Annotated in this window: 26 protein-coding genes and 1 pseudogene; 18 read left to right on the top strand and 9 right to left on the bottom strand. The window is 55.3% G+C overall.

What is annotated here, in order from left to right:
* Positions 1-5: 5 nt before the first annotated feature.
* The 10 genes and pseudogenes from nikB (at position 6) to ACR3FE_RS14750 (ending at position 9053) form a co-directional block, all read left to right on the top strand.
* A complete protein-coding gene (nikB, locus tag ACR3FE_RS14795) occupies positions 6-953 on the top strand; it encodes a nickel ABC transporter permease (protein ID WP_458207924.1) in 948 nt (315 codons plus the stop codon).
* Between the two features lie 20 nt (positions 954-973).
* On the top strand, positions 974-1882 hold the full coding sequence (gene nikC, locus ACR3FE_RS14790) for a nickel transporter permease (protein WP_458208187.1): 909 nt from the start codon (positions 974-976) through the stop codon (positions 1880-1882).
* Positions 1879-2937, top strand: coding sequence for an ABC transporter ATP-binding protein (locus ACR3FE_RS14785; protein WP_458207923.1), 1059 nt, complete (start codon positions 1879-1881; stop codon positions 2935-2937). The genes nikC and ACR3FE_RS14785 overlap by 4 nt, the downstream gene beginning before the upstream one ends.
* Before the next feature lie 17 nt (positions 2938-2954).
* Positions 2955-3953 (top strand): ABC transporter ATP-binding protein, encoded by a 999-nt coding sequence (locus tag ACR3FE_RS14780; protein WP_458207922.1) that lies wholly within the window; start codon positions 2955-2957, stop codon positions 3951-3953.
* Entirely contained in the window at positions 3950-4480 is a 531-nt protein-coding gene (locus tag ACR3FE_RS14775; protein ID WP_458207921.1) for a hypothetical protein, read from the top strand. The genes ACR3FE_RS14780 and ACR3FE_RS14775 overlap by 4 nt, the downstream gene beginning before the upstream one ends.
* A gap of 134 nt (positions 4481-4614) precedes the next feature.
* Positions 4615-5208, top strand: coding sequence for an AsnC family transcriptional regulator (locus ACR3FE_RS14770; protein WP_458207920.1), 594 nt, complete (start codon positions 4615-4617; stop codon positions 5206-5208).
* Positions 5209-5626: 418 nt separating this feature from the next.
* Positions 5627-6055: pseudogene (locus ACR3FE_RS14765) on the top strand (DUF302 domain-containing protein).
* A gap of 206 nt (positions 6056-6261) precedes the next feature.
* Positions 6262-7761, top strand: coding sequence for a multicopper oxidase family protein (locus tag ACR3FE_RS14760; RefSeq protein WP_458207919.1), 1500 nt, complete (start codon positions 6262-6264; stop codon positions 7759-7761).
* A 162-nt stretch (positions 7762-7923) separates the two neighbouring features.
* Positions 7924-8709, top strand: a complete 786-nt coding sequence (locus tag ACR3FE_RS14755; protein ID WP_458207918.1) for a plastocyanin/azurin family copper-binding protein — start codon at positions 7924-7926, stop codon at positions 8707-8709.
* Positions 8709-9053, top strand: a complete 345-nt coding sequence (locus tag ACR3FE_RS14750; RefSeq protein WP_458207917.1) for a DUF7475 family protein — start codon at positions 8709-8711, stop codon at positions 9051-9053. The genes ACR3FE_RS14755 and ACR3FE_RS14750 overlap by 1 nt, the downstream gene beginning before the upstream one ends.
* A 77-nt stretch (positions 9054-9130) precedes the next feature.
* Here ACR3FE_RS14750 and ACR3FE_RS14745 read toward each other — a convergent pair whose 3' ends face one another.
* From ACR3FE_RS14745 to ACR3FE_RS14735, 3 genes are all read right to left on the bottom strand, one after another.
* Positions 9131-9481, bottom strand: a complete 351-nt coding sequence (locus ACR3FE_RS14745; RefSeq protein ID WP_458207916.1) for an SHOCT domain-containing protein — start codon at positions 9479-9481, stop codon at positions 9131-9133.
* 81 nt (positions 9482-9562) lie between these two features.
* On the bottom strand, positions 9563-9865 hold the full coding sequence (locus ACR3FE_RS14740; protein ID WP_458207915.1) for a hypothetical protein: 303 nt from the start codon (positions 9863-9865) through the stop codon (positions 9563-9565).
* A gap of 222 nt (positions 9866-10087) precedes the next feature.
* Complete coding sequence (locus ACR3FE_RS14735; RefSeq protein WP_458207914.1) at positions 10088-10972, bottom strand: FRG domain-containing protein; 885 nt, start codon at positions 10970-10972, stop codon at positions 10088-10090.
* A 200-nt stretch (positions 10973-11172) separates the two neighbouring features.
* On the opposite strand from ACR3FE_RS14735, the gene ACR3FE_RS14730 reads away from it, so the two are divergent.
* The gene (locus tag ACR3FE_RS14730; RefSeq protein ID WP_458207913.1) at positions 11173-12150 is read left to right on the top strand and encodes a WD40/YVTN/BNR-like repeat-containing protein; all 978 of its coding nucleotides are present in this window, start codon (positions 11173-11175) and stop codon (positions 12148-12150) included.
* Positions 12151-12183: 33 nt separating this feature from the next.
* Here the strand turns inward: ACR3FE_RS14730 and ACR3FE_RS14725 are convergent, their stop codons facing one another.
* Both ACR3FE_RS14725 and ACR3FE_RS14720 read right to left on the bottom strand, forming a co-directional pair.
* The gene (locus tag ACR3FE_RS14725) at positions 12184-12840 is read right to left on the bottom strand and encodes a hypothetical protein (RefSeq protein ID WP_458207912.1); all 657 of its coding nucleotides are present in this window, start codon (positions 12838-12840) and stop codon (positions 12184-12186) included.
* 187 nt (positions 12841-13027) lie between these two features.
* On the bottom strand, positions 13028-14431 hold the full coding sequence (locus ACR3FE_RS14720; RefSeq protein WP_458207911.1) for a permease: 1404 nt from the start codon (positions 14429-14431) through the stop codon (positions 13028-13030).
* A gap of 332 nt (positions 14432-14763) precedes the next feature.
* On the opposite strand from ACR3FE_RS14720, the gene ACR3FE_RS14715 reads away from it, so the two are divergent.
* Positions 14764-15063: a hypothetical protein gene (locus ACR3FE_RS14715; protein WP_458207910.1), complete on the top strand. Its 300-nt coding sequence runs from the start codon at positions 14764-14766 to the stop codon at positions 15061-15063.
* 20 nt (positions 15064-15083) lie between these two features.
* A complete protein-coding gene (locus ACR3FE_RS14710) occupies positions 15084-15599 on the top strand; it encodes an SRPBCC family protein (protein ID WP_458207909.1) in 516 nt (171 codons plus the stop codon).
* A 7-nt stretch (positions 15600-15606) separates the two neighbouring features.
* Here ACR3FE_RS14710 and ACR3FE_RS14705 read toward each other — a convergent pair whose 3' ends face one another.
* Positions 15607-16056 carry a hypothetical protein gene (locus ACR3FE_RS14705; RefSeq protein WP_458207908.1) on the bottom strand — a complete coding sequence of 150 codons (450 nt, stop codon included), beginning with the start codon at positions 16054-16056 and terminating at the stop codon, positions 15607-15609.
* A gap of 331 nt (positions 16057-16387) precedes the next feature.
* Here ACR3FE_RS14705 and ACR3FE_RS14700 point away from each other — a divergent pair, with 331 nt between their 5' ends.
* Together ACR3FE_RS14700 and ACR3FE_RS14695 are read left to right on the top strand one after the other, a co-directional pair.
* Complete coding sequence (locus ACR3FE_RS14700; protein WP_458207907.1) at positions 16388-17392, top strand: potassium channel family protein; 1005 nt, start codon at positions 16388-16390, stop codon at positions 17390-17392.
* A 308-nt stretch (positions 17393-17700) separates the two neighbouring features.
* Positions 17701-19932, top strand: coding sequence for a heavy metal translocating P-type ATPase (locus ACR3FE_RS14695; protein WP_458208185.1), 2232 nt, complete (start codon positions 17701-17703; stop codon positions 19930-19932).
* Between the two features lie 101 nt (positions 19933-20033).
* On the opposite strand, the gene ACR3FE_RS14690 is transcribed toward ACR3FE_RS14695, so the two are convergent.
* Entirely contained in the window at positions 20034-20819 is a 786-nt protein-coding gene (locus tag ACR3FE_RS14690) for a sulfite exporter TauE/SafE family protein (RefSeq protein ID WP_458207906.1), read from the bottom strand.
* Positions 20820-21106: 287 nt separating this feature from the next.
* Here ACR3FE_RS14690 and ACR3FE_RS14685 point away from each other — a divergent pair, with 287 nt between their 5' ends.
* Together ACR3FE_RS14685 and ACR3FE_RS14680 are read left to right on the top strand one after the other, a co-directional pair.
* On the top strand, positions 21107-22891 hold the full coding sequence (locus tag ACR3FE_RS14685; RefSeq protein ID WP_458207905.1) for a bifunctional metallophosphatase/5'-nucleotidase: 1785 nt from the start codon (positions 21107-21109) through the stop codon (positions 22889-22891).
* A 74-nt stretch (positions 22892-22965) separates the two neighbouring features.
* On the top strand, positions 22966-24114 hold the full coding sequence (locus tag ACR3FE_RS14680; protein WP_458207904.1) for an MBL fold metallo-hydrolase: 1149 nt from the start codon (positions 22966-22968) through the stop codon (positions 24112-24114).
* Positions 24115-24149: 35 nt separating this feature from the next.
* Here ACR3FE_RS14680 and ACR3FE_RS14675 read toward each other — a convergent pair whose 3' ends face one another.
* Positions 24150-24761, bottom strand: coding sequence for a hypothetical protein (locus ACR3FE_RS14675; RefSeq protein WP_458207903.1), 612 nt, complete (start codon positions 24759-24761; stop codon positions 24150-24152).
* Positions 24762-24768: 7 nt separating this feature from the next.
* The gene (locus ACR3FE_RS14670) at positions 24769-25128 is read right to left on the bottom strand and encodes an SHOCT domain-containing protein (protein WP_458207902.1); all 360 of its coding nucleotides are present in this window, start codon (positions 25126-25128) and stop codon (positions 24769-24771) included.
* A 468-nt stretch (positions 25129-25596) separates the two neighbouring features.
* Here ACR3FE_RS14670 and ACR3FE_RS14665 point away from each other — a divergent pair, with 468 nt between their 5' ends.
* The gene (locus ACR3FE_RS14665; protein WP_458207901.1) at positions 25597-25953 is read left to right on the top strand and encodes a four-helix bundle copper-binding protein; all 357 of its coding nucleotides are present in this window, start codon (positions 25597-25599) and stop codon (positions 25951-25953) included.
* The last annotated feature ends 4 nt before the right edge of the window (positions 25954-25957 follow it).

Genomic DNA, 25957 nt, shown 5'->3' with positions numbered 1-25957 from the left:
AACATATGTGGAAATTCATCGTCCGTCGGTCTGCGACTGCAATACTTGTCCTCATCGGCGTGTCGATTCTCACCTACGCCCTGATGTTCTTTACACCCGGCGACCCGGCGACGACCATCCTTCGAAAGCAGATGGGTGGTCGAACGCCGTCAGACCTGGCTGTCCAGCAGTTCCGTATCCAGCACGGGCTCGATGAACCAATACCGATACAGTACGGAAACTGGGTCTGGGACATCCTTCACGGCAATCTCCGGCAGTCCTACTACGAAAACACGCCAGTGTCCGCGATGATCATGAATCGTGTCTGGCCGACCCTCGAACTTGCCGTTGCAGCGATGGCAGTGTCACTGGCGATCTCGTTGCCTGCTGGCGTCCTCAGCGCGGTTCACAAAGGGAAGATGCCCGACTATCTCAGCCAGTTCGCCGCACTGCTTGGTGTGTCGATGCCCAACTTCTGGCTGGGCTATCTGCTCATTATCATCTTCTCGCTCGAACTCGGGGTTCTTCCGGTGTCTGGCGTCGGGAGTTTCGATCGGTTGATCCTCCCAGCCGTGACGCTCGGAACCGGGATGGCTGCGATCGTGACCAGACTCGTGCGGTCATCGATGCTTGAAGTATTGGACGACGAGTACATTCGAACCGCTCGCTCGAAAGGACTCACTGAGCGAATCGTCGTCTATAAACACGCGCTCCGCAACGCGCTCATCCCTGTCGTGACCATCGTCGGCCTCCAGTTCGGCTATCTACTCAACGGAGCCGTCGTCGTGGAGATCGTCTTCCAGCGACCGGGTCTCGGGAGTTTGCTCATCAACGCCATCTTCGCTCGAGACTACCCTGTCGTACAAGGACTGGTGTTGCTCATCGCCACCATCTTCGTATTGACGAATTTCGCGGTAGATATCGTCTATCGCTACATCGACCCACGAATCTCGTTCGAGGGGGCGAACGCATGACCGAGTCCGAATCAGAATCCATGACGGATGGCGGCGTTGCCGAAGAGACACGGTTCCCACGGTATCGGTCTGCGGTCGAATCGCGAGCATTCCGCCAATTCACCGAGAATAAACTGAACGTCATCGGGCTCGTAATCGTAATGACGGTACTATTCGGAGCAGTGTTCGCGCCGGTTCTGACCACGTACAATCCGGAGAAGGGCGACCTGTTCGACCGGTTGGAACCACCCTCGGAGGAGCATCTCCTGGGAACAGACCAACTCGGTCGTGACATCTTCGCACGACTCCTCTATGGCGCACGTATCTCACTCGGCATCGCTATCGCGGTAGTCGCCATCACACTGACTATCGGGACTGCTGTCGGGGTGACTGCAGGATACGCAGGTGGCTACGTCGACGAGGCGCTTATGCGGTTCGTCGATATCTTGCTCGCGTTCCCCGGCATCCTACTCGCGCTCGTCATTGCAGGAATCCTCGGGCCAAGTCTCACGAATATCATGATCGCGCTCGCCGTCGTCGGCTGGACACAGTATGCCCGAGTGGTTCGGGGAAGCGTGCTCTCAGTCAAGGAAACGGAGTACGTCCGAGCAGCGCAGCTGATGGGCGTCTCACGAACCCGTATCGTTCTCAGACACATCATTCCGAACGTCATCGCACCTGTCGTCGTTCTCGGAACGATGGATATGGCATACGTCATCCTCGGAACTGCCGGACTGTCGTTTCTCGGTCTCGGTGCACAACCACCGACGCCCGAGTGGGGGACGATGCTGGCCTCCGGGCGGAACTACTTGCAGAATGCCTGGTGGGTCGTTAATTTCCCTGGACTAGCGATCATGCTCGTCGTGCTCGGGTTCAACCTGCTCGGTGACGGTCTTCGTGATATTCTCGACCCGAAAGACATGGGCAACATGGAGGACAAAGGCCTATGAGTGAATCTATTCTCGAGATTAGCGACCTCCATACACGATTCAGTACACACGAGGGTACCGTCCATGCGGTCAATGGCGTCTCGTTCTCTATAGAACAGGGTGAGATCGTCGGAATCGTCGGTGAGAGTGGTAGCGGTAAATCCGTGACCGCGCTCTCGATCATGCGGCTCGAAGACCCCGGTCGAATCGTTCAGGGCTCGATACAGTTCCAGGGAACCGAATTGACGGCAGCATCCGAACGAGAGATCCGACGCCTCCGCGGCGGTGGGATATCGATGGTCTTCCAAGATCCGATGCTGACGCTGAATCCGGTCTTCAAAGTGAGTGATCAGATCGTCGAATCGCTCAAGGTACACGAGAAACCGGATTCTCAGCGCTTACTCGACTTCCTCAACGCGCCACTCTTCAGCAGTCGGTCGGAACGAAAACGAAAGCAGGAACGCGCAGTCGAGTTGATGGAACAGGTCGGCATCCCACATCCGGCAGAACGTGCTGATGCGTATCCCCACGAGTTCAGCGGTGGAATGCGCCAGCGCGCGATGCTCGCCATCGCACTGGCAAGCGAACCAGACCTCCTCATCGCAGACGAGCCGACCACGGCACTGGACGTGACCATCCAGGCGCAGATCCTCCGTGAGCTGAAAGCACTCAACGAATCTCATGGGATGAGTATCCTGATGGTGACTCACGACATCGGTGTCGTCGCTGAGTTATGCGATCGTATCGTCGTCATGTATGGCGGTGAGGTGATGGAAACTGGCCCGACGGACGAGGTACTCGCAGATCCACAGCATCCCTACACAAAGGCACTCCTCGAGTGCATGCCACAGAATACCGACTGTAAGGAACCGCTCAACGTCATCGACGGGCAGGTGCCGGACATGATCGGTGGTATCACGGGCTGTCCGTTCGCGAATCGCTGTTCCCACACGACCACTGCCTGTACGGACGGGCCGATTCCGGAACTCGATATCGACTCCGACCGTGTCGTGAAGTGCGGAGAGATCGAGCCAGCCGGTAGAGTGGGTCTGACGAACGAAGGTGATACCGAATGAGTCACCAACATCCGACTATGGAATCGTCACCCGTCTTCAAGATCGATGCCGTCTCGAAACGATTCGCACTTTCGGATTCGTTACTCGATCGATTCGCCGGGACACGAGAGTTCGTCACCGCCGTCGATGAAGTCTCGCTGACTATCCAGGAGGGTGAAACGGTCGGACTCGTCGGTGAGAGTGGTAGTGGGAAATCGACGCTCGCAAACCTGATCACTGGATTGCACGAACCGACCGATGGAACGATCTCTTTCGATGGTGTGCCAGTTGGTCACGTGTCGACGCGGCCGAGTGACGTGCGCAAGGAGATCGGGATGGTCTTCCAGAATCCGAAGGCGAGCATCGACCCTCGAATGTCGATTCGAGACGCCATCGAGGAGCCGATGAAAGCACAGGGATGGTCGCGCTCCCGCCGAGAGGAGCGGCTCGAAGAGTTGCTCACCTTGGTCAACCTTTCAGAGCACCACGCAGACCGCCACACTCACGAACTCTCGGGTGGGCAAGCACAGCGAGTCGCCATCGCACGAGCCGTCGCACTCAATCCGCGTGTACTGGTTCTCGACGAACCGACCTCTGCACTCGACGTAAGCGTGCAAGCGAAGATCATCAATCTGCTGGTCGAACTCCAGGAGAGCCTTGGACTCACGATGCTGTTCATCGCACACGACCTCAGTGTCGTCGAACACATCGCCGATCGCGTCGCTGTCATGTATCTCGGCCAACTTATGGAGGTCGCACCCACCGACCAACTGTTCGAACAGCCGACACACCCCTATACGAGTGCTCTCCTCTCTGCGATTCCGGAGGTCGGCCCGGACGACGGCGAAACTGTCGTGCTAGAAGGGGACATCCCCAGTCCGGTGAATCCGCCAAGTGGTTGTGTCTTCCACACCCGTTGTCCAATTGCGAAACGAGAGTGTTCGATGACCGACCCCGATTACGAAGAGTTCGACCACGGACGAACGAAGTGTCTGTATCCGTTGGAGAACGGCCTCGAATCGGAGATGGAGCAATGACCGAGGACAACGACACATCCGCTGGGAACGATGCAACGACCGTCGAATCGAAGCAAAACACTGATTCGACCGATATCGAACCGATCGTACCCAGTGAGAACGCACTTCCAACGGACGATCTCCAGTATCCGGAGTTTTCGTTTGAGGAAGGAACCATCTCTCCGATCGGTGCGTTCGACCTAGAACGAGAACTGGATCGAGAGGAAGCCACGAAGTGGCTCCGCGAACTGGCTGGCGGACTCACTAGCCACGATGTCGCAGTCGAATCGCCAGACCGTCACGTCACGTTTGGCGTCCGCCCCGATACCGTGTCGATGGCGTTCGACCCAAACGAAGACCATCGTGGGACACTCGAAGTGACGTTCCAATTGGATGCGAAGATCATGCTCGAACAGGATGCTGATCGCCCAAAACTTGGTGCGCGCGGCGGTCGAGGGTTCATCCCGGTGGAGATGCTGACCACCGACCGCAAGCCGGAGCATTTTCGGTGTTACAACTGGATCGAAGACCCGATAAAACGTGAGTAACGCTCTCTGCGAACACGTGTGACAGCATCAGACGTTGTTGTGTAGCATCAAAAATGTCAACGCTACCGTCGCTGGTCGACCTGGCTCGTCACCTGCCAAAACAGGTTTCCTGAGGTCGGGTGAATCGACTATACATGGCCGAACTCGACAGTACGGATCGCGAGATTCTACAGTTATTGTTAGAAGACGCCAAACGGTCGTATCGCGATATCGGAGACCAGGTTGGACTCTCACCGCCAACGATTTCGGATCGAATCGAGCGTCTCGAAGAACTGGGTGTCATCCGTGGATTCACACTCAATCTCGATCGCTCAAAGCTAACAGATGGAGAGGCTCTATTCATCCACCTTCGCGTCAATCCTGGTTATGCAGACGAGGTCGTTTCTGCACTCCACGAATTCGATTCAGTCGAGCACGTCGTACAGACCATCGACGATCGCGTGTACGTACAGACACACATGGACGACACTGAACTGCAACGTCTCGTTTCGGAGGTGGTCGGCCCAGATGTCGTCGAAGAGTTCGACGTCAGAAAGGTGCTCGAATCGAGTTGGCGTCCGGACATCGGAGAGGGTGACCTGGTCACCGAATGCGACGAGTGTGGAAAACCGATCGAGGGTGAGGGAGTGTCGGTGACCCTTGAAGACCGACAGTACTTCCTGTGCTGTCCATCATGTGAATCGTTATTGCGTGACCGGTATGAGAAGTTTCGAGAAGAATCAACGTGATTTCTGTGTTGGAATTGAGATTCAGTAGCACATATAGAAATGCGCCAGAAGCACTATACTACTACCAAACGAAATCTCTCTCATGGGTTATAGAGTTGCAGGCGAGAAAACCCACGACTTCAGTCGTGGGATGAATCGCCGTCATCGGTTTCAAACACTGAAACCAATAGATTTGAGTGCCCTCACCACGCATCTGGGTTTGTCGATTCGATGGTTTCCCATCGGATTCTGACAGTCCGAAAACTGGCAGTTGACTCGGTGTTTGCCTTACCAAATAAGTAAGCCCTCGGACACGCAGACCGACACAAAACAAGCAGGTACCTCCGAGTCTTTCCCAGGATAGGAGTAACGGGGGCGTGGCACTCCCATCGGCGTGTCGGGTCGGAAACCCGAGGTTCCCAAACCAACGCAACCGGGCGTGGGAAGCCCACGACTTCAGTCGTGGGGGGGATGTCACACACTGACACGCCATGTAGATGGTCGATTTCAGGAAGTCGTCGATTCCGTTACTGAAACTCTTCAAGATGAAGGATTCGGCATTCTAAACGATATCAACCTCCAGGCAAAGTTCGAAGAAAAGCTCGGTCTCGAATGATATCCAGAGTATCGGATCCTCGGTGCGTGTAATCCACCGCTTGCCGAGGAAGGGCTCGATGCGGAATCCGATCTCGGCGCCCTTCTTCCGTGTAATGTCGTCGTTTACGAGGCTGATGATGGTGATATCGTAGTCAGCGCCGTCGACCCAGAAACGTTACTCGGAATCGTCGAAAGTCCAGCTCTCGACGACATCGCGTATGACGTTCACAATCGATCCGAACGCGTGCTCGATGAGGTCGCCGAACGGTAGAGCGACGGGAGAGTCATCATTCGGGCTGTCGATCCGTGGCCACGAGTCAGACACTTCAGAAACACATTGTGAGTGTCTCAAAGCCTGGTGCCAAGGTAGGTTACTAATTCTTTGCTCTCTCCATCATGCGTGAGTGGGGCTGTAAGAGGTGTTCGCGCTCCCCCCAATACTGCACTTTATCCGTGTCCATCACGTACGACCTGACGATGACCGACCCCGTATCGAACCCCTCCAGGCGTGCCTACATCCGTGGACTCGGGGCTATCGGACTCGGTAGTATCGCTGGTTGTACATCGGATACACTCCAATCAGGCGACGACGAGAACACTGTCACACCGCGACCGACGGTGTCGAAAACGGCAGACAAACGAACGAAATTGACGACCGCTCCTGCGACGGTTACGCCAGAAGATACATCGACACGAAATTGGCTCTACAACGGCTCGTTCCCCGGCAACGAACTCCGCCTTACAGAGGGGGATGTCGCTCGCGTCGACCTCCAGAATCAACTTCCCGAGGAAACGACGATCCACTGGCACGGCGTCCCGGTCTCGAATCCGATGGACGGGGTTCCGAATGTTACGCAAAAGCCGATTCAACCGAACTCAACGTACTCGTACAAGTTTCGTGCCGAACCGGCAGGAACGTACTTCTACCACAGTCACGTCGGGCTTCAACTCGACCGTGGACTGTACGCTCCCTTCATCATCGAAGAGAAGAATTCCCATGTCGATTACGACCGAGAGTACACCCTCCTCTTCGACGATTACCTGACCCAACCACCGGAGTTACCGAGCGGGTCGTCCGGTGGCGGGATGATGGGTGGTATGGGAGGCGGTCAAGATGGTGGAGGAATGGGAAGCGGTCAGGGTGGTCAAGACGGTCAAAGTGGTGGCGGTGGTGGACGTGGTGGTGGCATGATGGGTGACCAGCGACCACCGTATGAAGGGCTATTGATCAATGGCCAGCTTCCGGAACAACCAGCGACGTTCGACGTTACCGATGGAGAGCGAGTACGTTTGCGTTTTATCAATGCGAGCAGCGCAACGGCATTTCGAGTTGGCGCCGCTGGTCACCAGTTGACGATATCGCACACCGACGGTCGCCCCGTCGAGCCGGTAAAGGTCGATTCGTTCGTCTTCGGTGCCGGTGAGCGATACGATGCGATTCTCGAAGCGACGAATCCCGGGACGTGGGAGATACAAGGCCGAGCCGTCGATGGCAACGAACGGCCAGCGAGTGCCGTCATTCAGTATAAAGGACAGAAAGGTTCACAATCACCGGAGCAACCCGATTTTGGTGGTCGAACCCTTCGTTACGGCGATCTCCGTGCGAAGAACCTTCCGTCCAACCTGAACGGGAGTCCGGACCGGACGTTCGACTTGACACTGTCACGGGGAAGAGGTCAGTCATACAAGTGGTTGATCGACGGTCAGGCATATCCGGAAGCCGATCCACTCCAGATACAGAAGGGAGACCACGTACGCGTTCGCCTGTCGAATCGAAGTCCAGTGTTGCATCCGATGCATCTCCACGGTCACTTCTTCCGAGTCGGGGATGCGATGAAAGACACGGTAATCGTGCCTGGGCATATGGGGTCCGTGACGTTTGATTTCTTCGCTGACAATCCTGGTGACTGGCTATTCCACTGTCACAACCTCTATCACCTCGATTCAGGCATGGCTCGCGTCGTACGATACGTATAACATAATTACTATTTACTTTCTCAATTATTTATATATTATCTATACAGCTTAAAACATGAGGAGTGGTTAAATCCTGTGAAAAAGGTCTATCTACCTTTTGTTCGTCCACTGCGTCTGCCGACTTACGCAATGTCCCCGCAAAAATCGCGTAATCGAAGAGAGATGCTGAAACTCACGAGTATCGCGGTCTTCTCAGGGGTGGGTGTAACAAGCGTGGCTGCCCATGGTGATGAGACGACAACGACCACGCAGGAAAGCCACGGTCACGACGAGACCGAGACGGGCCATCATAGTGGAACGACGACAAGTGGTCACGGTAGTACGACCACTGATGGAGGTCACGGTCATGGGTCGGACGGAGGTCATGATGATGGACATGGCCACGATGACGGTGGTGGCCACGATGAAGGAACTGACCACGAAGACGGGCACGGTGATAGTCACAGCAGTATCGGAAAGGCTACTGACCATGCCACAGTGACGATGGCAACCAATGGCAGTATCATCGATGTGCTCACGGGTGAGTTGGGGCTCTCGAAGTACTTGACCGAAAATCGCAACCACTTCCATCCGCACGTCGTCCACGTCAAAAAGGGTGGGACGGTGACGTGGAAATCCAAGTCTGGACGACACGCTGTCGTCGCGTACCACCCGGATATCCAGGGAAAGCCAAAACGGATTCCTAAGGGTGCAAAACCATGGGATAGTGGCGCAATGACGAGTGGAACGTTTTCGAGGACGTTCGAAATCGAGGGGATCTACGATTATTACTGCCCACCACACGAACAGATGGGGATGATCGGAAGCATCGTTGTCGGGAATCCTGATATCCACGACCAACCAGGGCTGAGATCACCTTCGAACCATCTCCCATCGCGTGTCCGAACGAAGTTGCAGGAACTCAATGTGGTGACGAAGACCGCCCTTCGAAACGGAGGTGAGCACTGATGGCGACAGCAGCTAAGCAATCGTTGAGTGGGAACAGAGTTGATGCTATCCAGTGGTTCGCGCTCATACTCGCCGCGATCACCGGTGCAATACACGTCTATAAAGGATTGGGGTATGGCGGTGCACCATTGCTGCTCGCAGGTGTCGGATTTTTCGGTGGTATCGCGTTGTACGTTGTCGGTGTGAAGCGGCGCTGGCTGTACGTGTTGGGGATTCCCTACACTCTCGCTCAGATGATTCTCTGGGTAGAGATGGGATTGCCATATCTCCGACTCGGACTGTTCGACAAGGCTATCCAACTGTTGTTCATCTCCGTTCTTGGGTACCTCTACGTTTCGAGATAGAGAGACGAGAGGCGGCTAAGACTTGCTTGGTCGAGAGAACTTCTACATGATCAGCCGCTGTTTGTCGGTTTGCGGTCTCACCCTGACCCTCCGAGTTGCTCTCGGCGACGTTCGAACTCCTCGTCAGAGAGGTCGCCACGGGCGTAGCGCTCACGGAGTGCCGAGAGAGAATCGTCCTTTCTTCGCGTGGTATGCGTCACGAGCGTATAGACAAGGAAGATCGGAATACCGAACAGGAGGCCCATCCATAGGATTCCCCAGAGACCCATCGCCCCGCCGAAAAGTCCCCACCCGCCATCCATCATTCCCCCACCATAACTTCCCCCGGGGTTGGCGGCAGCCGTCCCGGTCGCTCCGGCGAGCAAGGGGATTACGAGTAACGTCGTTCGTCGGGCGGTGCGTGCCAGAGTGTTGGTGATCTGTAACATGGTCAGTGTGGATTCGTATTCGTGTGCAGTTTGGCGCGAGTGAGTGATTCTGAGTCGGGCGACAGAGGTTGGTTAGGGAGGTTAGCACCCCCGCCCTTGACCGTACATCCCGCCGTTGTTGTGGCCGCCGTTAGCCATGTCCTGAGCCATCTCGTCGATGGTCATACCCATGTGGGCTTCCATCCACTCGACGGCTCCTGACCCCATGTGGTTGGTCATTTGGCCTTCCATCCAGGCAGCCCAGTGGTCGGCGGTTCCGTCGTACGGGGGCGCGTTGTCTGCAGTCGTTTCGTTGTCGTGTGCGCTGACGGCAGGACTGGCGAGCGCGAGTCCGACGAGTGCGAGCGCCACGAGCAGCCAGCGTCCGATTGTGAAGTTAGTCATTGTCCTTCTCCTCAATTACTCGTAGGACGGCTCACGAGTTATCCCCATGGGTGTGAATCCACGTAGGAGACCGTCCGAGAACGTGTATAGGCCGTTCTAAACGTTTCTCTCGGACGAGAACGTTCATCGCTGACGAATTCGTCGAGACATTCGACTCCTTTTGTGGCGACGGAGAAAACTGAGTTTAAGTACTGAAATACGCCGCACTACAACTACTTACGTTCACTCCGATTCACTGGGTCTGTAATAATCCTTAAGCCACGTCGCAATACCATCGAGATCGGGGAATAGCGTACGGTGATTGATGTTCGCCTGATCCAACTTATCCCGAAACTCCCGTTTGCGCTCAGAGGGGATGACGACCTTCCAGTAGAGTTCCGGATGGTGTTCGAGCCACTCCTCCATGGACGTCCGGGGATTAGCCATACTTGAGAATAGTGCTGTCTGATTGACGATTCGTTGGTCGATTGACGGTGGCTGGAAGAAGATGATGTAGTCATCTCCTCGTTGCTTCGAAAATTCCTCGATGATGTCTCTGACATCGAGCATCGGAAGCGTCCGTCGGTCGGCCAACTGACTGTCGTCTTCCGCTGACCGCTCGATAACTTGTGTCATGAGGTCGTAGAGCATCGCCGCATTGAACATATTCGTTCCCAACTCAACGAGAAACTCGCGGAAGTGGTCGGGGAGTTTTTCGTGGGCTGCTTCGTAATTGACTGCCCATATCACACCGTCAGAATCGGGCGGGTCGTCAGTCGCGAAGTACGCCGCAACTGCTGGAGAGTAAGTCCAGTCAAGGAGCCGGGTCGGTAATCCGTGATGTTGCGCGAGTGCCATGAGGTGGAACGGCGATTTGGGCTGGTCGATTTCTTGGCGTGCATACTGTCGGAAATTTCGAAGCAGGTGAACCTCAAGATCCCACTTTCCGGAATCACCAACGAACCTTTGGAGTGACGTCTTGAGGTTGTGATTCGTGTCAGTCATGCCGCGAAACACGTACGGGGACCGATGGCGTCCAATTTCCTCGTTCCAAGAATCGCGGTACAGTAGACGCTGTAGCGTCGCCCAGTCCTCGGCCACAAACTCGTTTTTGCCAGTTTCGGTCATGGGTATTACTCGCCTGCAGAGCGTATATCTGGTTGGATCGATCGGATACCAGACTGGAGACGTACGCTTTGGATTCAGGCCTAGTCATCGTGTCGCACGGATCCGACTTTGCGCTTCCGTCGTTTGGAACCATTAAACGACATCAAAATAGACAGTCAAGTTTCAAAACCGATAAGACGTGGGCTAAGCGAACAACAATCATGCTCTTCGTAGGAACCGACGACGGTGTCTACAAGGTCACTGGCATCGATGAACCGGGGGGAACAACTGCTGAGAAGGTGCTCGACGCTGAACAGGTGTTTCGCGTCCGTCAGTTCGACGCGCTGGAGGGGTTGTTCGTGACCGCGAAATCGGGACTGTATTACTCGCCTGATGGGAATGAGTGCTCAAGGCTCTCGCTCCCAGAAGAGCAGGTGTACGCAGTCACTGCCAGCCCGTCGGGCGACAGGCTATACGCTGGGACGCGACCTGCCCGACTCTTCGTCGCCGAGTACGATCCAGTCCTTCCGTCCATCAAGCAGGCTTGGGAAGAGGTCGCTGGATTCCAGGCGTTGCGAGAGCGAATCGACTGGGGTCTCCCCCGCCACGACGGCCTGGCCCAGATCCGGAGCCTCTGTACGCATCAGGGAGCGCCAGATCGAATCATCGCCGGTGTCGAGGTGGGCGGAATCCACGTCAGCGACGACAGTGGGGAGACCTGGACGACCAGGTGTATCGATGGGTTCGACGCACCGCACACGGACGACATTCATCACATCACGATGGCGGACAGCGAGACCATGGTTGCCTCGACCGGCAGCGGGTTGTATCGCTCCACTGACGTCGGTCGAACGTGGGTTCGGCTGGACAGAAACCACCGCCAGCGGTACTTCCGCGAGGCATTCGCCCACGACGGCATTATCTACGCTGGCGGTGCACCTGGCTCCTCTTCGTCCTGGGAAGAAGCCGATCACGCATTATTCGAGTGCCACGATGGCCGAACCCTCGAACGAGTGGAGTCGCCGACCCCCGATGAAGTTGCGATCGGATGGTGTGCGATCGACGACGATGTTCTGGCCGCGACACACCGAGGGACGTTGCTTCAGCGACGGTCCGAGGGTTGGAAAGAGGTCGGGACGGTTCCGACCCCTGAAAGCGTACAGGGCCGGTATCTTCCTCTGTCGTGGTTCGAGCCCTGACCATTGTCGCAGAGGTTTCTGAAGAAACGCATTCTATCGGACGTTCCGACGATGAGCATCATAGAGCGCGGGAATGCCGAGAGGAAACGCGAATATTCCGAATATCGCCAGCGCGTGTTTCGCGTATGACGAATCCCGATAGGCAAGGTACGTTGCACCCACCCCGAAGAATGCGATCGCGTAAGCCAGATTACTCCAAATCGGTTCGTACGTCGAGCAGTAGCCCCAGCAGACCAGGGTGTACGAGGGAGCGTTCCACGTTGACGGATGCAGTTTAGGCCAGAAGAATCGACAGTAGGTGGTGAACCCGAGCATCGTTGTGGCGGGAAGCGCAGCGAGCCACGTACTTGAGCGAAGCGATAGCCGCTGTCTATACCGGTGATAGGCGTTCAACAGCACGAATGGAAGGGTGAAGACGATTAGCCACAAACCGATGGTGTACGTGACCGGCCAGTGTTCGATTCTCGGTTGCGTGTACGCAAGTAGAAGTGACTCTGGGAGCGTCGCCCACGGAAAAGACGGGTCAGGAACCGAATTCGTTAGAAATGAAAAACCCATGAGGACGATGCCAGTGATGAGCGCGTAGAGGCCCCAGTCCGTAATCCGAGCGAGCTGTTCCGGTAACGGGTGTTGCTGTGAACCGTTATTGCCGTGGTCAAGCAACTTGAATGAGAGGACATCAACCACCATGGATTCTACTACGTCGTTGTGATTTATTGCACTTTTTCTTTCAAATCATAAGTCAGAATTTCTGTGTGAAGGACTTTGCCGCTGAAGTGGTATGAAATGGATTACAACACACCCTCGTGCCAGATTTGACACCGCTGCTCGAGACGATGGCAGGATGTCCGATGGGGAAGACGCCGGGATGTATCGCTCAATGATGTTCGTGACTTTGAGAGGTTCCCGTCCTTGCAGCCTGCTGGTGTGTCTGCGAAAATTCGGCCGGGTTACTCTCGAACGACTCCTTGCACCGGTCAGTGCAGAAGTAATAGGTCTCGCCGTCATGGGTAATGCTCGGGCCGCTGTCGTCAGTCCGCATTCCACAGACGGGGTCGCGGTACTGCCCAGGTGCACCGAGTCCACGTCGGTAGACGTACAAGAAGAATCCCGAGAGGGCGAACGCTATCATGTTGAGATAAAAGGTATAGTTGAGTTCGAAATACGTCTGTTCGGTGGCCGTCTCCCCACCAGCGAGGTTCGGAACGATGCCGAGCGCATCGAATAATACCTCCATGAGAAAGCCGGTGAAGGCCATCGTAACGAAAAAAACACCGAGGATGTACAGCATCACCTTCCAGCCGTAGTACTTGCGGTAGACGTTCAGCACTGGTATCGTGATGAGGTCGGCGTAGACGAATGCGATGACACCTGCGAAACTGATTCCGCCACTCCAGAGTGCGACGGCGAACGGAACGTTCCCGATGCTACCGACGAAGCTGATGACGGCAATCGTCACACCCATGACCGCATTCTCGGCACTGACGAGCAAACTATCTCCCTGAAGGAAGAGCCCGTTCCAGACCCACTGTGGGACGAAGACGATGACGAATCCGGATATGAGAAATCCTGCGACGACATCTTTCCAGATCATCGACCACTCCTTGCGGTACTGATTCCCGAGCTTATACCAGCCACCCCACGTCAGCAGTTCGTCGCGCCAACTACCACTACTGGCAATCTCCCGCTGGTAGGTCTCCATGCATCCAGCAGAACAAAATGTTACTGTTTCACCACCGTCAGTCACAAGCGAGTATTCGTCTTTGCCCTCCATCCCACACGTTGGATCCTCGGTTATACCGTGATCGTGGTCTCGTTGATCGAGTTCGTCACGAACCTGATCGAAGAGAGTCTCGGGAAGCGTCACGTGGACGATGAGCGCCATCACCCCGATGAGAATGAGTCCCCCGAGGAGTTCCGCGACGAGAAACTCCCAGCCCAGGAAGATCAAAATCATCAATCCGAGTTCAATGATAAGATTCGTCGAGGCGAACATAAACGCGAGCACGTTGACCGCGTGTGCTCCCTTCTTGAAGAGCCCCTTGGCGATAGCGACGGCACCGAAGCTACAGCCACTGCTGGCGGCACCGAACACGGTCGCCTTCGCGAGTCCGGCGAGGTCGTCGTCCCCGAGAAGCCGTGCCATCCGCTCTTTCGAGACGTAGACCTGCACAAGGCTCGTGATCATCAGACCCATGGTGATCGCCCACGCGGCAGTCCAGAGGAAACCGACCCCTATCCGTACTGATTCGAGGATACCATCGACGAGAGTGGTTTCCATATCTGAATAATCACTGGCATCGGTTTTGCCAGTTCCCCTTAAGGATATGAAACAACAGGCGTTTTACACCCACATATCGAAAGACGATTTCCAGCTTCTGTGTTGATTTCTTCGAGTAAGTTCCATATTCTCTTCCAATTGCGAACCGATGCTAATAAACTGGTCCCCTCATCTTCATTCATCTATATATTATTAAATCTGAGCTTTTCCCTGGAATTGCGAGCCGCCATCTCGTTTTGCTTCAGGATGGTTCTACCACGAATCGACATGACGACCAATGCTTTCGATTATGAGTAGAAATCTGATTGAACGAGCCCAACGTATCTTCAACCATGAGCACCACAACCACCAACCGCGGAGAGTACGAAACTGAGATTGCCCACGAATCGATGAAGCTTGATGCGCTGGCACTCGGTGGCGCCGCGGCGATGGTCTCTGCGGTCGTCATGCTCCTCCTCGGTGTGTTCGGCGCAATCGGCGTCTATGGGGGTGCGGTCGAGATGATGGCGCAGTGGCACCTGTTCTTCGAACCAACCGTTGTCGGGACGGTGGCAGGCATGGTCGAGGCAGCTGTGATCAGTTCCATCCTCGCGTACGCTTTCGCATGGTTGTACAATGCATTCGCCCGATAAGACAAAGAAGGGACAATCTCATGTATGTAACCGACAAAGCAGAGGTCGTCATCGATGCTGCTCCCGAAGCGGTCTGGGAGTACGTGACCGACCCGGTTCACTGGACGGCGTCGAATCCCGAGGAACATTACGGACTCGAATACGACACGCCCGACAATCGCCCGCATGAGGGAGCGACATTCCACCAGCGTGAGGAGGTCGCTGGGATGTACGCCGATCTGTATGGTCGTTTCCCCTACATCGATCATCCGAACGTTGCGGTCTGGGCAGGAACAGCATATTATCCAGTTCTCAGTGGTCTCATCACTGCTCGGATTCCTGAAGGCGGGACGATTCGTCTCGAGGAAACGGATGATGGAACCCGGATGTCACACGCTGTCTGGATGGATTTCCCGAACAATCGCCAAGGGCGTGCGTTGAAGTGGCTGTTCACCACCGTCCTCGACGGGAAGGAAAAGCTCTACGACCACACCAACAAGGAACTCCTCTTCTTCAAAAGAAGAATCGAGTCGAATACCCTATCGTTTGAACATTGAACACCGTTCACATCCCGGAGTTACCGTCGCGCTGGTTTGTCATGATGATACCACTTATTAGCATCAATACTGCGAGAGCAACCATCCCCAGATCCCAACCCATTCCGGTGGTCATACTCGAATCCATTCCACCGTCCATCCCGGTTCCCATTCCTCCACCCATCCCCCAGTTCATGCTTCCGGTGGTTCCGACGAGAATCTGATTGAGCAACATCAGCAGCGAGTAGCCGACCATCAGTGGACCGCTCGCATTTCCGAGACGACTGGCGTAGGGCGTCAGCAAGACGACGCCGTGTATCACGACAAAAATGCCGAGAATGGTCATGAGAAGTCCACTGTTCGACCCCATCATCCCACTGCCATTGGTTGCGGCAACGAGCGAGTACAAGCCAGAAACGAGTGCGATCGCGGCTCCGTATTGTCGGGTTGTCGAATCGTTCGTATTTATCGTGTTCATCGTCATTCTCTGAGCATCATCTGAGTGGCTCTCTGACGTCCATCCATGTCTACCGTTAGCGAGTGACATAAATATAGGCACCCGTCTTCACTTTGTTAGAACACGAGAGATGTACTACCGAGAAATAGCCGTAAAACCTTACCTTACAAGACGGGGAGAAGGTCGAGTGGTCCCATGGATACAGGAATCCCAATAGACAGTATGTGATACAGCCAAAAGAACAATTCTTCGTGAATAGTAACAGGACATCGAGACATGGATTCCTCAGTTAGATCTTGTGAGACGCGGACGAAGATGGCAGTATATCGTTTATCTCTAAGGACGGGATAACATGAGTCTCGTGTATTTTACTCTGGGTGTCGTCTTTCTTGGTACTGTCGTCGTCGATCTTCTGTGGACGACAGTCTGGGTCGAAGGAGGTGCTGGTCCACTCACCTCTCGATTGATGGCATGGATGTGGCGTTTGCTACGGAAAATAGGTGATGAAAACTCACTGTTACTCAGTCTCGCAGGTCCCATCATCTTTATTACTGGTCTTTCAATGTGGATACTACTGCTCTGGGGTGGTTGGACACTGATCTTCGCCGGTGCGGAAGGTGCTCTCATTGACACCCTTAACCGGGGTTCCATCTCGTGGATCGATAGAATCTATTTCACGGGATATACACTATTCACGCTCGGAACAGGGGATTTCGTTCCTCAAGATGGCGTCTGGCAGCTTGCCACTGCGCTCACGACGGGTAGTGGGCTTCTTTTCGTGACACTGAGCGTCACATACATTCTCTCAGTTCTCGATGCTGTCACCCAGAAACGTGCATTCGCTAGTGATGTAACCGGACTCGGCATGCAGAGCGAAGAGATTATTCGAACAAGCTGGAACGGCGAAGGATTCCGCGGGCTCGAATTATCTCTGAATACATTTGTTTCGCAGCTCAACACTCTCACATCGAATCATAAGGCGTATCCGATTCTCCATTACTTTTACAGCAGGCAACCCGAACAGGCGCCAGTGGTCGGTGTCGCAATCCTCGACGATACCTTGACGGTGCTAAAATTTGGAATCCCTGAACGATCACAGCCTAGTAGTGTGATTCTCAAAAATGCACGCTCAAGCGTCGAGAGTTACCTTGATACGCTTCATACTTCGTTCATCGAGCCTGCAGAACGTTCCCCGCCCTCCCCTGATCTTGCTTCCCTCCGTGATGTCGGAATTTCGACCGTCTCTGACGAGGAATTCACAACATCGCTCGACGATCTCGACGAGCGACGGCGGACGCTCCTTGGGCTCGTCGAGTCTGATGCACGACAATGGCCATCTCAGGACGATGATTATTGAAGAACACCCATAGAAGCTGATTGGTTCGACAGTGAAATCGTATCCGGTATTTTTGAAGCTTCTCCTCCCCGACGAGTATGTCGAGAGTTTTCGCTCGTACAGCGTTCTCGAAGACGTTTGCTTTCATTTTTGTCTATCGTCACGGCCTTCCGGATCGGCTCATTGGGTTCGAACAGAATCATCCGACGGACGAGGGGTTCGACAACAGAAAAAAGAACAAACGAAGCCGACTTTGAGCTGAGATAATCGATAGCGCCACTCTACCTGTGATAATGGTTATGGGCGTCGCACGACAACGCAAAATCGGGATGGGGACGACGCAGAACCAGTTCAACGTCGGCGGCATGACCTGTTCGTTCTGCGCAGAGAGCATCGAAAAGGCATACCATCGTACCGAAGGCGTCGAGGAGGTGAACGTGAGCCTCGCCCACGAAGAAGTACTCGTGCGGTACGACGACGAGCAGTTGAGCGAGGTCGAATTGAAAAACACGCTTCGAGATCTGGGTTACACGATCCGCGACCCGGACAAGCAGAAACGATTCGAGGAACAGCAGGCGGAACTCACTAATGGAGAGCGACGACTCCTCCTTGCTGGTGGCGCCTCAATCCTCACCGCCGTACTGATGCTGTGGATGATCTTCGTCCGGGGCTCGTTCGAATCACAGAGCCGCTGGATGGATTTGCTCACGCTCGTACTCGCACTGGGCACGATGTTCGGCCCAGGTCACTACATCGTCGAGAAAGCCTACAACAGCCTGCGTCGCGGTATTCTCAACCAACACGTCCTTCTCGAGGCAGGTGCGTTTGCAGGCTTGTTCGGCGGTTTCCTCGGTCTGTTCGTCTTTCCTTCGTTCCCGACCGTTCACTTTTTTGCCGTCTCTGTCTTCATCACCACCTATCATATCCTCTCCGAGTACACAAGCCTCCTCGTTCGAACCCGTGCATCTCAAGCAGTACAGAGTTTACTAGATCTGCAACCAGATACGGCTCGTCGCGTGACGAAGAATGGTGATATCGAGGAAGTTGCCGTCAGTGACCTCGTGGCAGGTGACCAAGTGCGGGTCAAACCCGGGGAGAAAATCCCAGGCGACGGTAAGATAGTCAATGGTGAATCGACGGTCGACGAGTCGGTAGCCACCGGCGAGCCCCTCCCCAAAGAAATGCACCCAGGTGACGAGGTGATCGGCGGGAGTATCAATCAGACTGGGACACTCCTCCTCGAAGTAACCACCATCGGGGAGGACGCCTTCTTGAATCAGGTCGCCCGAGAAATAGAGGAAGCGCGAGCGATGAAACCAGGAATCATCCAGCTCGCGGATCAGATTCTCACGTATTTCGTCCCAGGCGTCCTCACGATCGCCGTGTTCGCCTTCTTATTTTGGCTCGTCGTGCCTGTGCTCTGGACGAAGGGACCGTTTGGAGTCGCCTCGAACATACAGCGAGGCACGTTCGCGATGCTTGCTGTGCTCGTCCTGGGGTATCCCTGTGCGCTCGGGATGGCGACGCCGCTCGCTTTGATTCGAGGTGGCGGAAAGGCCGCAGCTCGTGGCATCTTGATGCGGAGCGGCGATGCCTTCCAGATATTCAAGGACATCGACTACCTCGTTCTCGACAAGACCGGTACCATCACCGTCGGTGAACCCGCCGTCAACGAGGTCATTGCTTTCGAGGATGACAAGAATGAGGTATTACGTCTGGCAGCGAGTGCAGATGAATTCAGCGAACACCCACTCGCCGATGCGATTATCGACCACACGAGGAAACGTGGTGTCGACTATTCCGACCTAGAGGAGTTCGACAGCGTGACCGGGAAGGGTGTGATGGCGACACTCGACGGCAACGATATACTTGTCGGAAAGCCGGCCTGGCTCGAAGACGAAGGGATCGACATTTCTATCGCAGCGGACGAAATCGAGCGACTTCAGCGGCAAGGATGTACAGTTTCTGGCGTGACTCAGAATGAAACGCTAGTCGGGGTGATAGGTATCGGTGATACGATCAAGGATGATGCCGACGAGACGATTGAACGAACCAGGGACGCTGGAATCATACCTGTGATGATCACCGGTGATGACGAACGAACCGCAAAGGCGGTTGCCGACGGTGTCGGTATCGAGCGCGTGATGGCGGGCGTCCTCCCCGATGAAAAGCGTGACGAGATAGCTCAGCTACAAGATGCGGGAAGTAGGGTGGTAATGGTTGGCGACGGCATCAACGACGCCCCTGCACTCACGCAGGCAGATATCGGTATCGCCACCGGTGCGGGAACGGACGTTGTCATCGAGTCAGCAGATATCGTACTGATAGGTGACCGGATCGACGGTGTGATGGATGCCTACGAGATCGGAACGGAGAGCTACCGGAAGACGAAACAGAATCTCATCGCCGCGTTTTCGCTCAACGGAATCGGTGTTACGGCAGCGACGACCGGACTCGTCCATCCGGTGTTTGCGATGATCGCGATGGTGGTGTCGGTCTCCGCTGTACTCGCCAACAGCTTCGCTGGGCAACTGCTCTCCGATACAATCCAGCGTATATAAATGGCACAACGAGGCGATACAATCCAGCGTATATAAATGGCACAACGAGGCGATACAGGGACTTTGGATTTGAGTCTACTGCCTCCAATAGTTGTGAACGGTCAGAGTTCCGGCACCGCCGTGAACAATAGGACAAAGGCGTTGACGGTCAGCAACACTAAAACGACCCACTGGAAGATACGCTCTGGAATATTGTCGAAGATGTACACACCGACCCACGCCCCGACGAACACCATCGGAATGGCGAATGCAGCCTCGATCATGAGTGATGTCGTCACCGCGCCCGTATACGTGAGGCTCCCGAGTCGGTACAGCATGAGTGTCCCGAAGAAGGCGGTGAACACCGATTTCATCTCTTCGTCACTCCAAAATCCACTGGCGGACATAAAGGCCCCGTAGATAATCATCGGTGGGCCGGGGACGGCGACGGCACCGCCGAAGATCCCTGCGAATAGTCCCGCTGTCGCACCAACGAAGTTTCCTGGCCGGTAGTCCCGTGCCTCGATCCAGTCCGTCACGACATCGAGTTGTTGGGTCGCGCCGACGATGATGACGGCTAGTACGAGAACGACACCGATGGCGACGCGCATCTGTGCCTTGTTGAACTGGTCGAACACGTAGATTCCCAGCGGCATCCCAACGGCGAGACCGGCGACGGGGACGATCCACTTTCGCCAGTCGAAGGCATCGCGAACGCTCCACCAGACACGACCGTTGCTCACGACTGCGGTCGCCGTGAAGATGATCGATGCACTCGAAGGCGACCGAAACAGTGGCATCAATCCCATCGACACCTGGGCGAAGCCGAACCCAGCGATGCCGTGAACGACGGATGCAAACAGTATGACGACCGTAGAGAGCCCGGTCATTATCCAGTTGTTCGTCATCGATACATCACCAACTCATGAGACATATGCACCATTAGTCTGGTTATCCGTACGCACTCCCGACACACGTTTGTTGTTGTTCAGAACAGAACGCACTGTCGCTATAGAATCCTAGTAATCGAAACGAGACCACCTCTCGAATTTGTCTTTTAATCCAGCCACGTGCATCTCCCCTCGATCACCCACTCCTTCGTCGGTATATGCGCTCGCAATTTGTCCTGAACGGTATTTCGAATACTGCCCACAATCTTTGAAGGGATAGACCTCGAATTATGACTCGCGTCAGTATGAACCGGGATGAGTCACACATGGCCGAGTGGCGACACCTCGATGGTAGTCGCAGTGGGCCCGAGAACGGCGAACCTGACCTCGTGTTCGCACACGTTAGCGACTTGCATGGTCAGTTGACGCCACGATACCAGGTCTACTACGATAATCCAACGTCGAGACCAAATTTCGATTTCGGAGCTGACGACCGAGTTATCAAGCGTGGTGGTGGTATCCCGGTGCTTGCAACCAAACTCGACGAACTCCGCGACGGAAACGAGATGTGTACCCTGATGAGCGGTGATACGTTCCACGGGTCTGCTGTCACGACGTATACTGATGGGCGGGCAATGCTCGACCCGATCAACGAGCACATTGACCCCGACGTCTACGTTCCCGGCAACTGGGACTACTCGAACGAGGCCGCAGAAGACGGGAATTTCGTAGAGCTGATGGACGGACTCGACGCATCCGTCCTCGCCAACAATCTCTACGATCGGGAGACGAACGACCGACTATACGATCCATACAAAATTCTCGATATCGGTGGCCTTTCGGTGGGCGTCGTCGGGATGACGAACGTCTACGTCGACCGAATGGCTCCCGCCTTCTACGAGGGGAAATACCGATTCGGCAAGCATCCAGCCCTCCTCGAAGAGTCCGCACAGGCTGCCCGCGACGATGGGGCAGACGTCGTCGTTGCAGTTACCGAGATCGGTCTTCCCTGGATGGTGCAAGCCGCAAAGGATTGTTCGAGTGTGGATGTGATGTTCAGCGCCCACACGCACGAGTACACGTACGAACCGATCGTCGTCGAGGAAACGGAGACAGTCGTCGTTGAATCTGGAATGGGAGAAGCCCTCGGACGCGTAGACCTCCGAATCCAAGACGGAGAGGTGCAGTTCCGTCATCACCTCTACTGTCTGACCGAGAACAACGACCGTACCCCAGAACCGGACCCGAATGCGATGGAGATGGTCGAAAGCGTCCGTGCGCCGTTCTTCGAGGACGATCCGCAGTTCGAGCGAGGAGCCGGAACCCTCGACCGTCCCCTAGATACAGTCGTCGGGCGCACGGAGAACCCACTCTATCGGCAGTCGTTCCTGGAGAGTGCCTGGAATACGCTATTCAACGACGCGCTTCGGGAGCACTTCGACACCGACCTGGCAGTCTCGCATGGGTTTCGGTACGGAACCGCCATCCCACCAGGGGAGATTACCCTCGGACAGGTGTACACGTTCTTCCCGATGGCGACACCCGTCGCACGCGGTGTCGCCTACGGTCAACAACTTACGAGCCACATGGAAGACTTCCTCGTGGACAACTTCACGCCGTACCCCTACGACCAGGAAGACGGTCGCGTCCGGAACTACTCCTCGAACGTCGAGGTAACCATCGATCCGACTGCCAAGCGTGACCGCAGACTCGTCGAGATGCGGATCGACGGCGATCCGATCGACCCCGAAGAGACGTATTCGGTGGCAACATTCCGTCGCCCCGGCGACCCGGAGCGAGACCTCGGCAACTGCGGTTTCCCGTTTCAGGATGTGGACGTCGACGATGAGACGATTCCGGTGGACGTTATCGCCGAGTACCTCGAAGAACACTCACCAGTCGATTACGAGGTTGCCGGGCTGGTCGAGACAGCCGATGACGGCGGCCACGCACAGAACACACCCGCCGACGGTCCGTATCCGTTCATCCAGCCAGGTGTCGACTACGATAACGGGGACGCGTACTGTGAGACGGCCATGATTCCACGAGGAGATGTCTTTCCCGAAGAGGGCCGAAACCGCTACCGATGATGGTCACGAAGCACAGACGGACACAGAAAACCAACGCGGACGACACCAGACGCGAACACTACAGGTGAGATACGATGGTCAAAAACATCACTGCGGAGCAACTCGCAGACAAGATCGACGCAGACGAAGAGTTCACACTCATCGACACGCGCCCGGAGGATAGCTACGAGGCGTGGCACGTCCGGGACGCTGAGAACGTTCCATACGACCCGGAAGAGGGGTTGAACGACGATCAGTTGAACGAGGTGAACGGCCTCGTCGATGGTCGACCGGTCATCGCCATTTGCGGGAAGGGATTGACCTCGACACCATTCGGGTTCGAACTCGACGAACGCGGCTATGACGACGTCGAGGTCGTTACCGGGGGAATGGAAGAGTGGAGTAAAATCTACGAGGTCGTCCCCATCGAGACGAGCAACGACGATCTCGTCGTCCGACAGATCCAGCGGCGGGCGAAGGGCTGTCTCGGCTACGTCATCGGCTCGAAGGAGGCAGAAGAAGCCGTAGTCGTCGACGCGACCAGACAGACCGACCAGTTCAAGGTCGCTGCCCAAGATGCGGGACTGGCTGTCGAACGAGTACTCGATACGCACGTTCACGCGGACCACATCTCCGGGAGTCCGGCACTCGCCGAAGAGACCGGTGTTCCGTACCACCTCGGTGAGACAGCGCGCGAACGCGGCGTCCAATACGAATACAACCCGTTGTCGGACGGTGAAGTCATCGAAGTCGGCGGCGTAGAGATCAAAGCACTCCACACCCCCGGTCACACGTCGGAGATGATGAACTACCTCGTAGACGGCGAAGTACTCCTGACGGGTGATACGTTGTTCGTCGATTCGGTAGGGCGAACTGAACTCCAGTTCGGAGAGGCTGACGCATCGCGTGGAGCCGAGATGCTGTACGATTCCCTCCACGAAACCATCCTCGACTTGCCGGACGACACTACGATACTGCCAGGACACCTCACTGTCACGAGCGACGGTCGGTACGAGAATAGTTCACCGGGAGAACCACTCACGGCCCGCCTCGGTGATCTGCGCGAGGAACTCGACCTCCTGCAACTCGATAAAGACGCGTTCGTCCAGCGACTGACCGAAAACGCTCCGGAGAAACCACCGAACTACGAATCAGTCATCGCGATCAACACCGGAAAAGAATCCGTCGACGACGAGGGCGAAGCGACCGAACTCGAACTCGGCCCGAACAACTGCGCTGCGTGAGCAAGGGTGCGTACCACATCACTCCCATCTTTTAGTCATCTGATGACGATCGCGCCGTCGAGATCCATATAGGCGTGCCCGTAGCCACAGTTGGTCATACAGCTAAGCGTATAGTCGCCTCGCCGAGAGGCCGTCATAGTAGCTGCTCGCGGTCGCGTCGCATTACGCGGAAGTGCAAGTGGATGCATCATCATTCCGTCCCACATTCCTCCACCCATGTGGTTCCCTCCAGACGGCATCACGGCGATGCTGTGATTCGGGTACCGCTCATTTGCCTCGTCCAGTAACTCGTGCATATCACCGTTCTGGGGGTGCGGTATTCGATCTTCGTTGCGTTCCTCTAGTTCGTGGTGTTCTGGCATCGCGTTCTGCACAGACGGGGGCAGTTTTTCGAGTGCTTGCTCCGCGTTGGTATTGAACGCGACGAGACGGATCGTGGTACCGCGGTCGAGAACTAACTGATCGTGTTCGTTACCATCGGCGTCGAGAAGAACGAATCCCCAATGATAGGCACCGATATAGAGCGTCTGGTCTACGTTTCTCCCACTTCCCGGAAGCCCACCTGAAAGACATCCGGAAAGACATGTAATGCCTGTCGTCGTACTGATGGCAGCCAGAAACTCCCGACGGCTCGACGGGGATGTCATCGTGAACCTATTCCCCGAGTTCAAGTCGCTCGCGGCGCTCTTCGTACTCTTGCTCTGAGAGTTCACCACGAGCGTATGCCAGCCGAAGTTCTTCGAGTGCTGGATCGGTAATGCGCCCTCTGTCGCCTCCTCCAACGAGGCCGCGGTAGAGGAAGTAGCCGATGCCCACGAACACGATCAGCCAGACGAGCATCATACCGATTCCCCATAGCGGTGAGAACCCGCCTCCGAACATGCCACCGCCCCACCAGCCCATCATCCCCATGATGGGCATGGTGAACATCATGAGCATCGGAACCAGAACGATGACAGCGAGAACGATGAGTACGGTGCGAAGAAGACCGTCCTCTGTATCTGTGGTAGCCATACTATATCTCTAGCGGGCCAGATTTAATCCGATTGTGCCTTTCCAACGTCGGTCTTATAGTGAATTTTCCTATTTTGTTCGCTATAGATATCACTTCTGCCTTATTTTCAAAACTGATTTGTTCCAGCAGATTACCCAACAATGGCAATCTGCACTACCACGTACCCAAAGCACCCTGTAAAAACCAAATGATAATTCAATTATAAGTATTAACGAACCAGACGGATATTCTACCCCAGATTTTGGTTTGTCAACCTCTCCCCGAGCAATCTACTTGATGAGAGACAAGGAGCGAAAGCACCGCTTTAGCGAAAATCCTCGTGTTTCCTGGATGTCGCCGCTTAGCGACTGATTCGAGTAAATCCAGTATCGAGGGCACTTCTGTGGAGATAGGGAAACCGTAAGCTATCGTCCATTACAATCCCAGCCACAACCCAGGAAAACGAGCCTCTCGTAGACTGATTTGCAATGTCCCTTGCCGAAACCATTTCCAAGATCGACCATCTGAGCGAGGAAGAGCGAGAGTGTATCGAGATCTGCAACGAAACCGCTGAAGTGTGTGAGTGGTGCGCCGACGAGTGTCTTGGCGACGAAGAGATGGAGGAGTGTGCCCGCCTCTGCCGGGACGTTGCGGACATCGCGTCCCTGCACGCCCGCTTCATGGCTCGTGACTCCAACTACAGTCCGCAACTCGCCGAGGCCTGCGCGGGTGCGTGCGAAGAGTGCGCTGAAGAGTGTGAGCGCCACGATGCCGAGCACTGTCAGGTCTGTGCCGATGTCCTCAGCGAGTGTGCAGAATCCTGTCGGGACATGATCTCGGCGTAACGTC

It is taken from the genome of Haladaptatus rarus, assembly GCF_054177585.1.
Note: the sequence above shows the minus strand (reverse complement) of the source record. Positions and strands in the feature narration are given on the sequence as shown.

What these genes read in the sequence shown, in the direction of transcription:
- nikB (WP_458207924.1), top strand. Translation starts at nt 6, where the DNA reads ATGTGGAAATTCATCGTCCGTCGGTCTGCGACTGCAATACTTGTCCTC.
- nikC (WP_458208187.1), top strand. Translation starts at nt 974, where the DNA reads ATGACGGATGGCGGCGTTGCCGAAGAGACACGGTTCCCACGGTATCGG.
- ACR3FE_RS14785 (WP_458207923.1), top strand. Translation starts at nt 1,879, where the DNA reads ATGAGTGAATCTATTCTCGAGATTAGCGACCTCCATACACGATTCAGT.
- ACR3FE_RS14780 (WP_458207922.1), top strand. Translation starts at nt 2,955, where the DNA reads ATGGAATCGTCACCCGTCTTCAAGATCGATGCCGTCTCGAAACGATTC.
- ACR3FE_RS14775 (WP_458207921.1), top strand. Translation starts at nt 3,950, where the DNA reads ATGACCGAGGACAACGACACATCCGCTGGGAACGATGCAACGACCGTC.
- ACR3FE_RS14770 (WP_458207920.1), top strand. Translation starts at nt 4,615, where the DNA reads ATGGCCGAACTCGACAGTACGGATCGCGAGATTCTACAGTTATTGTTA.
- ACR3FE_RS14760 (WP_458207919.1), top strand. Translation starts at nt 6,262, where the DNA reads ATGACCGACCCCGTATCGAACCCCTCCAGGCGTGCCTACATCCGTGGA.
- ACR3FE_RS14755 (WP_458207918.1), top strand. Translation starts at nt 7,924, where the DNA reads ATGCTGAAACTCACGAGTATCGCGGTCTTCTCAGGGGTGGGTGTAACA.
- ACR3FE_RS14750 (WP_458207917.1), top strand. Translation starts at nt 8,709, where the DNA reads ATGGCGACAGCAGCTAAGCAATCGTTGAGTGGGAACAGAGTTGATGCT.
- ACR3FE_RS14745 (WP_458207916.1), bottom strand. Translation starts at nt 9,481, where the DNA reads ATGTTACAGATCACCAACACTCTGGCACGCACCGCCCGACGAACGACG.
- ACR3FE_RS14740 (WP_458207915.1), bottom strand. Translation starts at nt 9,865, where the DNA reads ATGACTAACTTCACAATCGGACGCTGGCTGCTCGTGGCGCTCGCACTC.
- ACR3FE_RS14735 (WP_458207914.1), bottom strand. Translation starts at nt 10,972, where the DNA reads ATGACCGAAACTGGCAAAAACGAGTTTGTGGCCGAGGACTGGGCGACG.
- ACR3FE_RS14730 (WP_458207913.1), top strand. Translation starts at nt 11,173, where the DNA reads ATGCTCTTCGTAGGAACCGACGACGGTGTCTACAAGGTCACTGGCATC.
- ACR3FE_RS14725 (WP_458207912.1), bottom strand. Translation starts at nt 12,840, where the DNA reads ATGGTGGTTGATGTCCTCTCATTCAAGTTGCTTGACCACGGCAATAAC.
- ACR3FE_RS14720 (WP_458207911.1), bottom strand. Translation starts at nt 14,431, where the DNA reads ATGGAAACCACTCTCGTCGATGGTATCCTCGAATCAGTACGGATAGGG.
- ACR3FE_RS14715 (WP_458207910.1), top strand. Translation starts at nt 14,764, where the DNA reads ATGAGCACCACAACCACCAACCGCGGAGAGTACGAAACTGAGATTGCC.
- ACR3FE_RS14710 (WP_458207909.1), top strand. Translation starts at nt 15,084, where the DNA reads ATGTATGTAACCGACAAAGCAGAGGTCGTCATCGATGCTGCTCCCGAA.
- ACR3FE_RS14705 (WP_458207908.1), bottom strand. Translation starts at nt 16,056, where the DNA reads ATGAACACGATAAATACGAACGATTCGACAACCCGACAATACGGAGCC.
- ACR3FE_RS14700 (WP_458207907.1), top strand. Translation starts at nt 16,388, where the DNA reads ATGAGTCTCGTGTATTTTACTCTGGGTGTCGTCTTTCTTGGTACTGTC.
- ACR3FE_RS14695 (WP_458208185.1), top strand. Translation starts at nt 17,701, where the DNA reads ATGGGGACGACGCAGAACCAGTTCAACGTCGGCGGCATGACCTGTTCG.
- ACR3FE_RS14690 (WP_458207906.1), bottom strand. Translation starts at nt 20,819, where the DNA reads ATGACGAACAACTGGATAATGACCGGGCTCTCTACGGTCGTCATACTG.
- ACR3FE_RS14685 (WP_458207905.1), top strand. Translation starts at nt 21,107, where the DNA reads ATGAACCGGGATGAGTCACACATGGCCGAGTGGCGACACCTCGATGGT.
- ACR3FE_RS14680 (WP_458207904.1), top strand. Translation starts at nt 22,966, where the DNA reads ATGGTCAAAAACATCACTGCGGAGCAACTCGCAGACAAGATCGACGCA.
- ACR3FE_RS14675 (WP_458207903.1), bottom strand. Translation starts at nt 24,761, where the DNA reads ATGACATCCCCGTCGAGCCGTCGGGAGTTTCTGGCTGCCATCAGTACG.
- ACR3FE_RS14670 (WP_458207902.1), bottom strand. Translation starts at nt 25,128, where the DNA reads ATGGCTACCACAGATACAGAGGACGGTCTTCTTCGCACCGTACTCATC.
- ACR3FE_RS14665 (WP_458207901.1), top strand. Translation starts at nt 25,597, where the DNA reads ATGTCCCTTGCCGAAACCATTTCCAAGATCGACCATCTGAGCGAGGAA.